The 14,283-nt window shown below is 56.2% G+C and carries 12 protein-coding genes; 9 read left to right on the forward strand and 3 right to left on the reverse strand.

Going from position 1 to position 14,283, the window contains the following annotated elements; translation table 11 throughout:
* Nucleotides 1-44: 44 nt before the first annotated feature.
* From KFJ24_RS02770 to KFJ24_RS02790, 5 genes are all read left to right on the forward strand, one after another.
* Nucleotides 45-1,673 carry an acyl-CoA synthetase gene (locus tag KFJ24_RS02770; RefSeq protein ID WP_250829568.1) on the forward strand — a complete coding sequence of 543 codons (1,629 nt, stop codon included), beginning with the start codon at nucleotides 45-47 and terminating at the stop codon, nucleotides 1,671-1,673.
* Nucleotides 1,674-1,954: 281 nt separating this feature from the next.
* A complete protein-coding gene (locus tag KFJ24_RS02775; protein WP_250829569.1) occupies nucleotides 1,955-2,788 on the forward strand; it encodes a metal-dependent hydrolase in 834 nt (277 codons plus the stop codon).
* Between the two features lie 78 nt (nucleotides 2,789-2,866).
* Complete coding sequence (locus tag KFJ24_RS02780) at nucleotides 2,867-3,850, forward strand: DegV family protein (protein ID WP_250829570.1); 984 nt, start codon at nucleotides 2,867-2,869, stop codon at nucleotides 3,848-3,850.
* Between the two features lie 140 nt (nucleotides 3,851-3,990).
* Entirely contained in the window at nucleotides 3,991-5,025 is a 1,035-nt protein-coding gene (locus tag KFJ24_RS02785; protein ID WP_250829571.1) for a hypothetical protein, read from the forward strand.
* 34 nt (nucleotides 5,026-5,059) lie between these two features.
* The gene (locus tag KFJ24_RS02790; protein WP_250829572.1) at nucleotides 5,060-5,692 is read left to right on the forward strand and encodes a LysE family translocator; all 633 of its coding nucleotides are present in this window, start codon (nucleotides 5,060-5,062) and stop codon (nucleotides 5,690-5,692) included.
* A gap of 90 nt (nucleotides 5,693-5,782) precedes the next feature.
* Here KFJ24_RS02790 and fdxA read toward each other — a convergent pair whose 3' ends face one another.
* On the reverse strand, nucleotides 5,783-6,106 hold the full coding sequence (gene fdxA / locus KFJ24_RS02795) for a ferredoxin FdxA (RefSeq protein WP_250829573.1): 324 nt from the start codon (nucleotides 6,104-6,106) through the stop codon (nucleotides 5,783-5,785).
* 159 nt (nucleotides 6,107-6,265) lie between these two features.
* Complete coding sequence (mutS, locus tag KFJ24_RS02800; RefSeq protein ID WP_250829574.1) at nucleotides 6,266-8,896, reverse strand: DNA mismatch repair protein MutS; 2,631 nt, start codon at nucleotides 8,894-8,896, stop codon at nucleotides 6,266-6,268.
* Between the two features lie 81 nt (nucleotides 8,897-8,977).
* Here mutS and pncC point away from each other — a divergent pair, with 81 nt between their 5' ends.
* The 3 genes from pncC to KFJ24_RS02815 all read left to right on the forward strand — a co-directional run bounded on the left by pncC (nucleotide 8,978) and on the right by KFJ24_RS02815 (nucleotide 11,212).
* The gene (pncC, locus tag KFJ24_RS02805) at nucleotides 8,978-9,478 is read left to right on the forward strand and encodes a nicotinamide-nucleotide amidase (protein WP_250829575.1); all 501 of its coding nucleotides are present in this window, start codon (nucleotides 8,978-8,980) and stop codon (nucleotides 9,476-9,478) included.
* Between the two features lie 197 nt (nucleotides 9,479-9,675).
* Entirely contained in the window at nucleotides 9,676-10,722 is a 1,047-nt protein-coding gene (recA, locus tag KFJ24_RS02810) for a recombinase RecA (protein ID WP_250829576.1), read from the forward strand.
* 19 nt (nucleotides 10,723-10,741) lie between these two features.
* On the forward strand, nucleotides 10,742-11,212 hold the full coding sequence (locus KFJ24_RS02815; protein ID WP_250829577.1) for a flavodoxin family protein: 471 nt from the start codon (nucleotides 10,742-10,744) through the stop codon (nucleotides 11,210-11,212).
* Nucleotides 11,213-11,227: 15 nt separating this feature from the next.
* Here KFJ24_RS02815 and KFJ24_RS02820 read toward each other — a convergent pair whose 3' ends face one another.
* Nucleotides 11,228-11,605 (reverse strand): PilZ domain-containing protein, encoded by a 378-nt coding sequence (locus tag KFJ24_RS02820; protein WP_250829578.1) that lies wholly within the window; start codon nucleotides 11,603-11,605, stop codon nucleotides 11,228-11,230.
* Nucleotides 11,606-11,853: 248 nt separating this feature from the next.
* On the opposite strand from KFJ24_RS02820, the gene KFJ24_RS02825 reads away from it, so the two are divergent.
* A complete protein-coding gene (locus KFJ24_RS02825) occupies nucleotides 11,854-14,262 on the forward strand; it encodes a Lon protease family protein (protein WP_250829579.1) in 2,409 nt (802 codons plus the stop codon).
* The last annotated feature ends 21 nt before the right edge of the window (nucleotides 14,263-14,283 follow it).

Here is a 14,283-nt window from a genome sequence, read left to right on the forward strand (position 1 = left end):
TGAAATATGCCATAAGAACAACAGCGCTCACAGAGGAATACACAATGACCTCGATTTTTGATCAAGGCCTCGCGCCCGTCGATGCCAATTTCGCCGTTCAATCCCCGATTGATTTCATCGAACGCACCGCGAGTGTTTACCCGGAATATCCGTCGGTTGTGCACGGTGCTATCCGGTACACCTGGGGAGAGACCTACGAGCGTTGCCGCCGCCTCGCATCTGCGCTGAAAGGGCGCGGAATAGGTGTTGGCGATACGGTTGCGGTTATGCTTCCCAACATCCCCGCTATGGTGGAAAGCCATTTCGGTGTGCCGATGATTGGTGCGGTGCTGAATACCCTGAACGTCCGGCTTGATGCCGATGCCATAGCGTTCATGCTCGAGCATGGTGAGGCGAAGGTTGTGATTGCCGACCGGGAGTTTGGCCAGGTTGTTAAGGATGCCGTTCGGCATCTGGCGGACAAGCCGTTGATCATAGACGTTGATGATCCTGAGTATGGAGAAGGTGTACAGGTCAGTGACCTGGATTACGAGGCCTTTCTGCAGGAAGGCGATCCCGAGTTCCAGTGGGGCTTTCCGGATAATGAGTGGGATGCTATTTCCCTGAATTACACGTCTGGCACCACCGGTAATCCCAAAGGCGTTGTCTACCATCACCGTGGCGCCTATCTGAATGCCTTGGGTAACCAGGTGGTGTGGTCCATGGACATGCATCCGGTCTATCTCTGGACTCTGCCCATGTTCCATTGCAACGGCTGGTGTTTCCCATGGACCATCACCGCGATGGCGGGTACACATATTTGTCTGCGCCGAGTTGATCCCGAGAAGATTTTGCAGCTCATTCGTGATCATCAGGTCACGCATATGTGCGGTGCGCCCATTGTTCTGAATGCGCTGCTCAACGTGCCCGAGTCTGCTAAAGCCGGTATCGAACACGAAGTGAAGTCTATGACGGCCGGTGCGGCTCCTCCGGCACAGGTCATTGATGCCATTGAAAAAATGGGACTCAAGGTCACTCACACCTACGGTCTGACCGAAGTTTACGGCCCGGTCACTGTCTGTGCCTGGAAGTCCGAGTGGGACAACCTGCCCCTCGAAGATCGCGCCCGTATCAAGGCACGCCAGGGCGTTCGTTACCATACCCTGGCAGGCACCATGGTGGGGGATCCCAATTCCATGGAACCAGTGCCTAAAGATGGCAAGACCATTGGAGAGATTTTCCTCCGCGGCAATACCACGATGAAGGGCTACCTGAAGAATCCGACCGCGACCGAAGAGGCCTTCCGTGGTGGCTGGTTCCACACCGGTGATCTGGCGGTGTGGCATGAAGATGGTTACATGGAGATCAAGGATCGCCTGAAGGACATCATCATCTCCGGTGGCGAAAACATTTCAACCATCGAGGTAGAAGACGCCCTCTACCGCCATCCCGCTGTGCTGGAAGCGGCAGTGGTTGCCCGTCCGGATGAAAAGTGGGGAGAAACACCCTGTGCATTTGTGACTCTGAAACCGGAAGCGGGTGATGTCAGCGAAGAGGAAATCATCAACTTCTGTCGTGAGCGCCTGGCCCGGTTCAAGGTACCCAAGACTGTCGTCTTTTCGGAGCTGCCCAAGACTTCCACGGGTAAGATCCAGAAGTTCGTACTGCGGGACCAGGCCAAAGAGCTGGACTGATCCCCGGATCGGCGTTGCCCGATTCTTGAAACACTGAACCGGCTGCCCCCGATTCGGCACGGAGGCAGTCATTCCTTGAGTGAATTTGGGAGGCGATACGCCTCCCTTTTTTTGTCGTCGAGAAACTGGATGACAGAATGTCATTACGTGACAATCTGTCGGATTTTTCGGGTCTGGCCCTTCCTTCCTTCTTGTTTTCAGGTTTAAACTGATTTGACTGATGATTTTTTGTCCGCTGTTCGCAACCTAAAACAACAATCTGACGAAGACAGGAGCCAGCCATGACCATCAGCTCTACGCCAGAGGGAGTGTCGGTCAAGCCACGGCACATGCGGTTTGACGTCAGCGAGGATCTCAAGACCTTCTGGCATGGCAACGATGCCTTCCGGACTGCCTTTTTTAACGCGCTGTCCCTGCAGTTCCCCGATGGAGAGCAGCAGTTCATTAATGCCGTTCGCCTGTATCGTGATCAGATTGAAGACCCAAAACTGAAAGAAGAAATTCGCGGCTTTATCGGTCAGGAAGCGCTCCACAGCCGCGAGCACAGGCATTATAACGATGCCTTGAAGGCCCGCGGCTATGACATCGATGCCATTGATCGGCGTTTTGAAAAACACATGAGTTGGGTCGCTAACCTGGCCCCAAGTCGTCAGTTGGCGGGTACTTGCGGTGCGGAACACTACACGGCGGTGCTGGCCAATGCCATTCTGCGTCATCCGGAGTGGATGAAGGGCGCCACACCAGGCATGGCAAGACTCTGGCGCTGGCATGCGATCGAGGAAACCGAGCACAAATCCGTTGCTTTTGATGTGTACCGCGAATGTGTCGGCAATGAGCGATTGCGACGTGTTGTTTTCCTGTTTGTCACCTGGAATTTCTTCAAATACACCTTTCTGAATACCTGCAGCCTGCTGAAGACCGACGGGAAGTTGTGGAGTCTTCGGACCTGGCTTGGGGGATTGAACTTCCTCTGGGGGAAGCCGGGTGTGATACGCAAATGTCTGCCGGAGTTTCTGGCCTATTTCCGGGAGGGGTTTCATCCCTGGCAAAAGGATAATCGTCGCTTGCTGGAGAAAAACCTGAAGGAGCTGGAATCAATCTCTCAGGCGGGTTGAAAGCGAAATACTGAAATTCTGAAAAGGTTGTGTAAAACTGGATGCCTTTAAAAATAATGAAATAAAGGGCGTTCCCCCATGAGGGATGGCCCGAAGCTGGAGGCTTCTACCATGCGCGTTGGCCTGATCGTCGATTCGGCGTGTGATCTCCCCTACGAGTTCAGCCGCAAGCACGATCTTTTTATCCTCCCAGTAACAGCTGTGATCGACGGCGAAACCTACATTGACGAACACGACCCGGTCAGAACCCAGGAGTTCTATCAGCAAGGGTTGCTGCAAAAGGGTCACCAGGCCGAAACCAGAGCCTATTCTGCCGACAAGATCCATGATCTTTTCATTGAGAAGATTGTCACTCAATTCGATGTTGCCATCTGCGAAACTGTCACCCGCAGCCGTAGTCTGATCTTCCAGAATGCCACTGAGGCCATGAATAGCGTCATGGCCAACTATGACAAGGCTCGCCAGGCGGCCGGTCGGGACGGCAAGTTCTCTATGCGGGTGATCGACAGTAAGCAGATTTTCGCCGGCCAGGGTCTGCTGGCAGCCCATACCCTGAAGCTGATCGAACAAAAACTTTCGAAGAATGCTCTCCGCCATGAAGTTGAAACCTTCACGGACAAAATCCATACCTGCGTGATTCCCCGGGATCTGCACTACATTCGGGAACGTGCCCGCCGCCGGGGCGACAAGAGCGTCTCGGCCTTGGTGGCGTTCCTTGGCAAGGCGCTCAATATTACGCCGGTGCTTTTCGGCAAGGGGGCTGAAGCTCAGCCGGCCGCCAAAACCCGGAGCTTTGACGTCGCGGCAGAAAAGGTCATGAACTATGCCGCCGCTCGGGTAGAAGCCGGGTTGCTCACGCCATACGTCAGTCTGTCCTGTGGTCTCACGTGGACTGAAATCGAGGATCTGCCGGAGCTCAACCGGCTTCGGGACGCCTGCGAGCGCAATGGCGTTGAATTACTGTTGTCACAGATGGGGATTACCAGCTCCATCTATATTGGTCCGGGCAGCATTTGTCTGGCGCTGGCGGCGGAGCCCCACAGTTTCAGCGATTTTCAGTAGCCACTGACAATCCCATGCGGCGGTTAGTATTTGCTCCACCGCATTATCCTTCCGGTATTTTTGGCGAACTGCTCACAAGCTCTCCCATGTTAGCCTCATAGCCTGATCTCACATATTGAATACACAGGAAAGCATAAGCCATGACAGAGAGCAGCAAGGACCTTGCCAGCGCGTTACTGGACCAGCACGTTAAACACGAGATGGCGTCGCTGAAGGGCGCAAAGTTGCGCAAGTTTCTGGAGCAGGAGTTGACGGAGCTGCTTGGTCTCGCTGGCACCATTACCCTGAACCGGCTGACCTCGGTAAATCAGGTCATGGGCATTATTCATCGCATTGTGGTCAATATGGAGCTCGATGCCGGTATCCCGGAGCTGGCGGCTGAGATGGCAACAGAAGTAATGAATACACCGATTCAGGAACGGACAACCCTGGGTGAGATCCTGAGCCGGGAGCAGGCGACCGGCTTCCTTGAAGAAGCCCTGGAACTGCGTCAGCAGCGTGACCGGGTGATCAGTGAAATCATGGCGCACCCGGTCTATCAGGAACTGGTGTCCAATTTGGTCTACGCCGGCCTGGTGAATTACCTCTACGAGGACAACCTGATTACCAAGTCGGTTCCGGGTGTGGGGTCGATGATGAAGTTCGGCAGGCGTATGGCCAACAGGGCTGTACCGGGGCTGGACGAAACCTTTGAGCGGCGTATCAAGGCGTGGCTGTCTGACAGTCTGCCCGAGCTTATTGTCCGTAGTGAGCAATTCCTGCACAGGGCTCTGACTGACGATGAGCTCAGGGACAGCGTGATGGCTGCCTGGGTCTCCATGGAAGATCAAACCATCGCTGACCTGCGTGAGGGGATGGGCGATGTTGAGCTGCAGGAATTCGTGGTGCTTGGTTACGAGTTCTGGCTGCAGTTTCGCAAAACCGCCTACTTTGACGGCTGCGCCCGCGCGGCGGTTGAGCACCTGTTTGCCAAGTATGGCGACCGGCCGATTACCGATCTGCTCGACGATGTCGGAGTGACCCGTGAGGTGATCATGGCCGAGGTCGACGCCTACGCAATTCCGGTTATAGACGTTCTGCGCGAAGAGGGCTATGTTGAGGCCCTGGTTCGTCGCAGGTTGTCCGGCTTTTACACGTCGGCGGCAGCCCGCAAGATTCTGGAGTCTGAGGCCTGATGAGTGCAGCCTTTGACGTGAAGCGGAGGCGTTTGTGTTTACCGAATTATTCTGGGCCTACCTCGTTGCCATCACCCTGCTCACCATTACACCGGGTGTCGATACGCTGCTGGTTATGCGGAACACGGGGCGCGGTGGGCTGAAGGATGGTTGTGTGACCAGTGTCGGGATCTGTAGTGGGTTGTTCATCCACGCCACTCTCTCGGCACTGGGTATTTCCATTCTCCTGGTGGAAACGGCCTGGGCCTTCTCTGCGCTCAAGTGGGCAGGTGCCTGTTACCTGATCTGGCTGGGCATTGTCTCTCTGCGCCAGGCGCTGATGAAGGGAGAAAAAACTCCTGAGGCCAAATCTGCTGTGATAAAGCGGAACGTTTCGATCGCCGCTTCGTTCCGGGAGGGGCTGCTGTCCAATGTTCTCAATCCCAAGACGGCGCTGTTTTATATGGCGCTCCTGCCCCAGTTTGTGGATCCGGCGGGGAATGCGTTTCAGCAATCACTGATCCTGGCAGGTGTGCATTTCATGCTGGCTATGATCTGGCAATGCGGGCTGGCCTGGGTTGTGGTTCGTTTCAAGGGGCTTGGTGTAAGTGTAAGGCTCAAGCGGGCTCTTAATGCCACCACCGGCGGGTTCTTTGTTGCGATGGGGGCCAAGTTGGCCAGTACGTAATTCACCGTGGGTTCGCCCAAAGAAAAAAGAAAAAGGGAAGCTCGTAAGCTTCCCTTTTTTTGTTCAGGCAGTGTCTTGCTGACCCTGGCCTTACTTTTCCAGGTACTGGAGCTTGTCCGGCTTGCCGTCCCATTCTTCGGCGTCCGGCAGCGGATCTTTCTTCTCTGTGATGTTGGGCCATTTACCGGCGAGATCCGCGTTGAGTTCCACAAACTGGACCTGATCGGCGGGCAGCTCGTCTTCGGCGAAAATCGCTTCCGCCGGACACTCGGGTTCACAGAGGGCGCAGTCGATGCACTCGTCCGGATCGATTACCAGAAAGTTCGGGCCTTCGTAGAAACAGTCTACCGGGCAGACTTCCACGCAGTCCGTATATTTACACTTGATGCAGTTATCAGTAACGATAAACGCCATAGTCAGATCCCTGGTCCAGTGGTCAATCTCATCGGGAGCTTGTGTAACGGCTCCATGGTTATGTTTTAGTGCGCAATATTGTAGGGAGCGCCCTGCAGACCCGCAAGAGCTGGGCCGCTATATCTTTATTACTTAGGTCAAAAAGCTGGACAGTTGCTGTTATTTGGCCAGCAGTTCCTTCAGTTCGTAAAGCCGGTTCAGGGCTTCTCTCGGGGTCAGGTCATCCAGCTCAAGCGTCTTCAGCGCCTGCTCAACCACACTGGGCTCCAGGCTGGCAAACATATCGCCCTGCATGACGGGGTCACTGGCTTTTGTCGAGGACTGTGGACGAGATTCCTGAACGCTTGGCGCCGGACCCTGGCTGGCCGGCGCTGCCGGGGTTGCACTACCTTCCAGGTGCGCCAGCTGGCCCTTGGCATTGCGAATCACGTCCTGGGGCACGCCCGCCAGCTTGGCCACCTGCAAACCGTAGCTCTGGCTTGCCGGGCCATCGTGGACATTGTGCAGGAACACAATGCTGTCGTCGTGTTCGGTGGCGGTCAGGTGCACGTTAACGGCATGCTGCAGGTCGTCGGCGAGCTGTGTCAGCTCAAAATAGTGCGTCGCAAACAGAGTGTAGCAACGAATGTTTTTTGCCAGGTGTTCGGCGGTGGCCCAGGCCAGCGACAAGCCATCAAAGGTACTGGTGCCTCGACCCACCTCGTCCATCAATACCAGACTGAACTCCGTCGCATTGTGGAGAATGTTGGCGGTTTCGGTCATTTCCACCATAAAGGTGGAGCGCCCTCCGGCGATGTCGTCCGAGGAGCCCATCCGGGTAAAGATACGATCTACCGGACCCAGGACGGCACGATTGGCCGGTACGAAGCTGCCTGTGTAGGCGAGCAGGGCAATCAGCGCGGCCTGACGCATGTAGGTGGACTTACCGCCCATGTTCGGGCCGGTGATCACCAGCATACGGCGTTGGGTGTCCATCAGCAGATCGTTAGGCACAAACGGTTCGGCCAGCAGCTGTTCCACCACCGGATGCCGGCCTTCTTCAATATCGAAGCCCGGTGACTCACTGAATTCCGGCGCCGCAAAGCGCAGGCTGGTTGCCCGCTCGGCAAAGTTGCTCAGTACGTCCAGTTCAGCCAGGGCCTGGGCTGCATCCTGTAGTGGTGCAAGCTGCTCTGCGACCCTTTCCAGCACCTCGTCATAAAGGGCCTTTTCGCGGGCCAGCGCACGGCTTTTGGCACTCAGGGCCTTGTCCTCGAACTCTTTCAGTTCGGGGGTGATAAAGCGCTCGGCATTTTTCAGGGTCTGGCGCCGGATGTAATCGACCGGGGCCTGACCTGACTGGGCGCGGCTGATTTCGATGTAATAGCCGTGCACCCGGTTATACCCAACCTTGAGGGTGCTGATGCCGGTGCGGTCCCGCTCCCGGGTCTCTACATCCAGCAGATACTGGCCGGCGTTCTCGCTGATGTTGCGAAGTTCGTCCAGCTCCTCATCGAACCCTTCACGGATCACGCCGCCTTCACGAATGACCACGGGCGGGTTGTCGATGATGGAGCGTTCCAGCAGGTCGGCAAGCTCCGGGTATTCGCCAATGATGGTGGCCAGCTTCACGATATGGTGGGAATTGACCGGTTTCAGGGTCTCCTGGAGGTTCGGCAGCGCCTGGAAGGCGTCCCGCAGACGGGCCAGATCCCGTGGGCGGGCCGAGCGCAAGGCGACCCGGGCGAGAACCCGTTCAATGTCGCCGACCGCCTTCAGCAGACCGTGTACCGGCTCGTAATGGAAACCGTCCAGTAGCGCTGACACGGCCTGCTGGCGCTGTGATACCACATTTACGTCCCGCAACGGGCGATTGAGCCAGCGTCGAAGTTCGCGTCCGCCCATGGACGTGGCGGTTCGGTCCATCACCCAGGCGAGGGTGTGCAGGTGGCCGCCCATGAGATTGATGTCTATTTCCAGATTGCGCCGGCTGGCAGCGTCCAGGATAACCGCCTCATCCCGCCGCTCCCGCGTCAGTTTCCGGATGTGGGGCAGGGCGGTGCGCTGGGTTTCCTTTGCGTATTGCAGCAGGCAGCCCGCGGCGCAGATGGCCAGGGTCAGGTCCTCGCAGCCAAACCCGGTAAGGTCCCGCACCTGCAGCTGGTGCGTAATCACCCGGCGTGCGGTGTCGGATTCGAACAGCCAGGGGCCCTGGCGTCGAATTCCCGTGAAGCCCTCCAGAACCTCTTCGTACGGGAAATCCTCACTGATCAGGATCTCGGCCGGACGCACCCGTTGGAGTTCGCCCTGCAGCGCTTCAAGGTTATCCAGCTCGGAGACGGCGAAGCGGCCACTGGAAATATCCAGCGAGGCAAACCCGAACTGCTCGCGATGGCTGTATATTGCCACGAGTAGGTTATCGCGGCGGTCTTCGAGGTAGGCGTCGTCGCTCAGCGTGCCGGGAGTAACAATTCTTACGACCTGGCGATCAACGGGACCTTTGCTGGTGGCCGGGTCGCCAATCTGTTCACAGATGGCAATGGATTGACCGGCCCGCACCAGCCGGGCAATGTACCCTTCAGACGAGTGAAAAGGAATGCCGGCCATGGGAATCGGGTTGCCACCTGATTGCCCTCGCGCCGTCAGGGTAATGTCCATCAGCTCAGCGGCTTTTTTGGCGTCTTCGTAAAACAGCTCATAGAAATCCCCCATGCGGTAGAACACCAGTTCATTAGGGTGCTGACCCTTGATCTTCAGGTACTGCTGCATCATTGGGGTGTGCTTGGAGAGATCGGTCTGAGCTGCTGACATGGACGGGTCCGGTTGCCTTGCTTTGGGTGGAGGCGTGAATTGTAAGAAAATAACGCCCGGGATGAAATGAAGGAGATCATTATGACTGGCAGTGATCAGGAATTGTTCGACGCCGGAGAGCGCCTTGGGGAACTGCTGGAACGCCAGGGACGTATGATTGCCACGGCCGAAAGTTGCACCGGCGGTTGGGTGGCCAAGGCACTGACTGACAAGGCAGGCTCATCCGCCTACGTATTCGGTGGTCTGGTCACCTACAGCAACCAGGCCAAACAGGAACTGCTGGGGGTGACCGGGAAATCACTGGAGGACCACGGTGCGGTCAGCGAACCGGTCGTTCGGGAGATGGTAGCCGGTGCTCTGGCTGCCACCGGTGCCGATGTGGCTGTCGCCATCAGCGGTGTCGCAGGCCCGGGCGGAGGCAGTGAGGAAAAGCCGGTGGGCACGGTCTGGTTCGCCTGGGGCGATAATCCGGCTTCCACCGAGGCTGTCGTTGAGCATTTTTCCGGTGACCGGGATCAGGTTCGGCGTCAGGCGGCGCTCTTCGCACTGCAGGGGGTCCGGGGGTTCCTGGAGGCGTCCTGACCGGTGCCGAATAGCGCGTATGCAACAATCAAATCAGTTTCACAAAAGAGGGGTTGGTCTGCTCATCGGGTTATGTTTTAATACTGTTCAAATATACAGGGAATTTGCTGTATCTGCTGTACAAGTTCCCGCACCATTATTCCGCGACCGGTCTTGAGTGATTACCGGCCGCTACGGCGACAGAGGGTTTTGCACTGATGGAAGACAACCGCAAGAAAGCACTAAGCGCAGCACTGAGCCAGATCGAACGCCAGTTCGGTAAAGGCGCCGTCATGAAAATGGGCGACCAGCCCCGCGAAGCCATTCCTGCGGTGTCCACCGGCTCTCTGGGGCTGGATGTTGCCCTGGGTATAGGCGGCCTGCCCTACGGTCGTATCTGTGAGATCTACGGCCCGGAAAGTTCTGGTAAAACCACATTGACCCTGCAGGTGATTGCCGAGGCTCAAAAGGCAGGTAAAACCTGTGCCTTCGTGGATGCTGAGCACGCTCTGGACCCGATTTACGCGGAAAAGCTGGGTGTTAACGTGGATGACCTGCTGGTGTCCCAGCCGGACACCGGTGAACAGGCGCTGGAAATCGCCGATATGCTGGTTCGCTCCAACGCGGTGGACGTCATCATCGTGGACTCCGTGGCGGCGCTGACTCCAAAAGCGGAAATTGAAGGTGAGATGGGCGACAGTCACGTAGGTCTTCAGGCACGGCTGATGTCCCAGGCACTGCGTAAACTCACAGGTAACGTCAAGCACGCCAACTGCCTGCTGATCTTCATCAACCAGATCCGGATGAAGATCGGCGTGATGTTCGGCAGCCCGGAAACCACCACCGGTGGTAACGCGCTGAAATTCTATTCTTCCGTACGCCTCGATATCCGCCGCATCGGTGCGGTAAAAGACGGTGACGAAGTCGTGGGCAACGAAACTCGCGTCAAAGTCGTCAAGAACAAGGTGTCTCCGCCGTTCAAGCAGGCTGAATTCCAGATCATGTACGGCAAGGGGATCTACCACATGGCCGAAGTTCTGGATATGGGTGTGAAAGAAGGCTATGTGGACAAATCCGGTGCCTGGTATGCCTACAACGGTGACAAGATTGGCCAGGGTAAGGCGAATGCCTGCAAGTTCCTGGAAGAGAACATGGAGATCGCCACCGAAATTGAAGCCAAGGTCCGCGACAAGCTGATGCCTAAGCCGGAGAAAAAGGAAAAGGCTGAGGAAGCACCGGCTGAAGCGAATGGTGAGCTGCTTTAAGTAGTCCTCGGGAGGCGTAATGGACACCAAAAAGAAATTGCTGGTTGTTGCCCATGCGCCTTCCCCGAATACTCTCAAACTGCGGGACGCGGTCGCGCAGGGTGCTCGCCACGAAGATATCGAGAACGTCGAGGTAACGGTCCTGGCACCCCTGGATGCAGGCCCTGAGGACGTTCTTGCCTGCGATGCCATTATCCTGGGCACCACTGAAAACCTCGGCTACATGAGCGGGGCTCTGAAGGACTTCTTTGATCGCAGTTACTACCCCTGCCTGGAAAAAACCCAGGGCTTGCCCTTTGCTTACTACATCCGGGCAGGGCATGACGGTACCGGTACCAACCGGGCGATTGAAAGTATCACCACAGGTCTTCGCTGGCGGCAACTCCAGGACCCCCTGATTTGCCGGGGCGAATACCGGGACGAGTTCGAGGAACAGTGTCGGGAACTGGGAATGTACGTTGCGGCTAGCCTGGACGCTGGCCTAATCTGAGAGACGTTTCAGTCTTCAGCTGGCAAACCGGTTGTAGAAGCCTTCGATTCGCGACAGAGCATTGTCGGCTGCACGTGAATAGCCTTTTTTATCCTGGCAATAACTGAACTGTACGCTAACCCGGAAACCAGTCTGAAATGGCTGGCATTCCACCACCCGCGCACAGACCCGCGATTCGCTGATGTACTTACCCTGAAAATCCATAAATAACCGGACCCCCGGTTCCACCGGGCGTGGACAAAGTACAGCCATACCGTAGCGATTAAGGTCCAGGCAGGTAACGGCTGTGGCCTGTCTGCCGCGACCAAACAAGCCGCGTTCCCGCAAATGTACTTTGAGGCAAGAGGCCGGGAAGCGATCCTTGATTCTGCGATCTGCGGAATCACTCGTCATACGTTGGCATCCATCGCGTGTCTTGTCTTTGTTATTGGCCGAACCGTTGGTTGGCTAAACCGTGGTCGGGAGATGAAGTGTAGTTCTCGGACATAGGTCTGAAAAATGACTGGCGGCTGTTTTGTGAACTGGCTAACAGTTTTGTGGAGCCCTGAAACGTTCCGAGAAATCTATACCCTGCACGCGACAGGGAGGGCTGCAGAATCTACAATGACCGGCCAATGATTCAACTGTTACAGGACCAAACCTTGAAGTCACTGTCTCTGCACCAGCTCTACAAAGCCTGTGTTCTGAAAGATTTGCCATTCAAAACCACCAGACAACTGGAGCCTCTGTCCGAAATCGTCGGCCAGAATCGCGCCCAGGAAGCGGTGCGCTTTGCGCTGGCTATGCCCCATGGTGGATACAACGTCTACGCGGTGGGCCGCAACGGTCTGGGTAAACGCACCATGATGCTGCGTTATCTTGAGCACCATGTGGATACCGATCAGCAAAGCCATGACTGGTGCTATGTGGCGAACTTCGAGGAGCCAAGGGTACCCAAGCTGTTGCAGCTGCCTGCGGGCCAGGGAACTCAGCTCAAGCAGGACATGGAAAAGCTCATGAGTCGTCTGGTGAAGGTGATTCCCCAGACGTTTGACAGTGACAGCTTTCTGGAGCGCTCCGAGCAGCTCAAGAACGAATACGGCAAGATGCAGGAAGACGAGCTGGAAAAGGTTGCGGCTCAGGCTAAACGAAAAAAGGTTCGCCTGACCGTTTCCACACCTGGCGGCTATCGGTTGGTGGCCATGAATGGTGAGGAGCCCCACACCGCGGAATCGTTTCAGGCATTGACGGAGGCGCAGCGGGACAAGTTCGAAGACGCCATCGACAAGCTTGAGAAAAAACTGCGTCAGGCACTTCGTAAGTTGGCCGACTGGGAGCAGGAGTATGCCGATAAGCAGCAGGCCTTGAATGAGGAGACGCTTGCGGGCATTTCCGGTCACCAGATCGACGAACTCGAGCAGAAATACAAGGATATGCCGGAGGTTGTTGCTTTTTTCGAGGCGGTACGGGCCGATCTGGCAGAGAATCTCGATATTTTCCTTGATGACAACGAGGAGCAGGCAGCGATCGCCTATGCGTCGCTGGACAAGAAGATGCCGAGACGTTATCTGGTCAACGTGCTGGTGCATCAGAAAACCAACGAAGTCCCCATGGTGGTTGAGGACAACCCGACCTACCACAATCTGTTCGGTTACGTGGAAAACGTCACCTTCAAAGGCACGGTTTTCACCGATTTCTCGCTGATACGCCCGGGCAGCCTGCATAAGGCCAATGGTGGTTATCTGTTGATGGATGCCATCAAGGTGCTTGAGCAGCCTTTCGTGTGGGATGGCCTGAAACGGGCGCTGCGTTCCAAGTGCATTCAGATCAACTCGCTGGAGCGGGAGCTGACCCTTTCCGGGACCATATCCATTGAGCCGGAAGCGGTGCCACTGGATGTGAAGATTGTGCTGTTTGGTGACCGTGAAACCTGGATGCTGCTGCAGGAATACGATTCAGAGTTCGCGGAGCTGTTTCGGGTAACCGCGGATTTCGAGAACGAAATGTATCGCTCCGATGACAGTCAGCTGCTGTACGCCAAGTTTATTGCCAGCCTCGTGAGCGAGAAGCAACTGCTGCACTGCTCGAACAAGGCCGTTGCCAGGGTGATCGAGCACAGCGCTCGTATGGCCGAGCACCAGAATCGCCTCTCCCTCCATGCAGCCAATATTGCCAACCTGCTGAGGGAGTCTGATTTCTGGGCCCGTCAGGCTGGAGCGAAGCTCATCCAGGATATTCATGTGGAGCGTGCTCTGGAAAGTGCCAAATACCGGGATAGCCGGATCCGTGACCAGTTTTACGATTCCATCCGAGATGGTTCAACGCTGGTGTCTACCAGTGGTACCTGTGTCGGGCAGGTTAATGCCCTGTCGGTACTCTCGACCGGTGGTTTTGAGTTCGGTCTGTCTAATCGTGTCACCGCAACCTGCTATTATGGAGATGGTGCGGTCATGGATATCGAGCGGGATGTGAAGCTGGGCGGTAACATCCATTCGAAAGGGGTGATGATCCTCAGCTCGTGGCTGGCCTCTCACTTTGCTGTGACGGATCCGATGCACCTGTCGGCGAGCCTCACCTTCGAACAGAATTATGGCGAAGTGGATGGCGATAGTGCTTCCCTCGCGGAGCTGTGTGCCCTGATTTCATCATTGTCGGGTGTGCCCGTGCGTCAGGACCTGGCCATCACCGGCTCGGTCAACCAATTTGGAGAAGTGCAGCCTATTGGTGGCGTAAATGAAAAGGCAGAAGGGTTCTTCGCGACCTGCCAGCTTACAGGTGGCCTGACCGGCACCCAGGGCGTGGTTGTTCCGGGCACAAACGTCCAGAATCTGATGCTGGACAGTGAGTTGGTCAACGCAGTGCGGGAAGGAAACTTTTCCGTGTATGCCGTTTCCCATCTTGAAGAGGCGGTTACGCTGCTGCTGGGCAAGCCTGCTGGCAAGGCGGATGATAAAGGCAGGTACCCGAAGCAGAGTGTTTTTGGCATTATCCAGCAAAGGCTTGAAAAAATGCGCGAGCACGAGCATCAGGAACATGCCCGAGATGCCAATAAAGACCCGTCAATTCATTGATCGGGCTCCATAAGAAAACGG

Origin of the sequence: Marinobacter sediminum, from assembly GCF_023657445.1 — a bacterium.
GTDB lineage: Bacteria > Pseudomonadota > Gammaproteobacteria > Pseudomonadales > Oleiphilaceae > Marinobacter > Marinobacter sediminum_A.

Coding starts and splice junctions, on each gene's coding strand:
- KFJ24_RS02770 (WP_250829568.1), top strand. CDS start 45: ATGACCTCGATTTTTGATCAAGGCCTCGCGCCCGTCGATGCCAATTTC.
- KFJ24_RS02775 (WP_250829569.1), top strand. CDS start 1,955: ATGACCATCAGCTCTACGCCAGAGGGAGTGTCGGTCAAGCCACGGCAC.
- KFJ24_RS02780 (WP_250829570.1), top strand. CDS start 2,867: ATGAGGGATGGCCCGAAGCTGGAGGCTTCTACCATGCGCGTTGGCCTG.
- KFJ24_RS02785 (WP_250829571.1), top strand. CDS start 3,991: ATGACAGAGAGCAGCAAGGACCTTGCCAGCGCGTTACTGGACCAGCAC.
- fdxA (WP_250829573.1), bottom strand. CDS start 6,106: ATGGCGTTTATCGTTACTGATAACTGCATCAAGTGTAAATATACGGAC.
- mutS (WP_250829574.1), bottom strand. CDS start 8,896: ATGTCAGCAGCTCAGACCGATCTCTCCAAGCACACCCCAATGATGCAG.
- pncC (WP_250829575.1), top strand. CDS start 8,978: ATGACTGGCAGTGATCAGGAATTGTTCGACGCCGGAGAGCGCCTTGGG.
- recA (WP_250829576.1), top strand. CDS start 9,676: ATGGAAGACAACCGCAAGAAAGCACTAAGCGCAGCACTGAGCCAGATC.
- KFJ24_RS02815 (WP_250829577.1), top strand. CDS start 10,742: ATGGACACCAAAAAGAAATTGCTGGTTGTTGCCCATGCGCCTTCCCCG.
- KFJ24_RS02820 (WP_250829578.1), bottom strand. CDS start 11,605: ATGACGAGTGATTCCGCAGATCGCAGAATCAAGGATCGCTTCCCGGCC.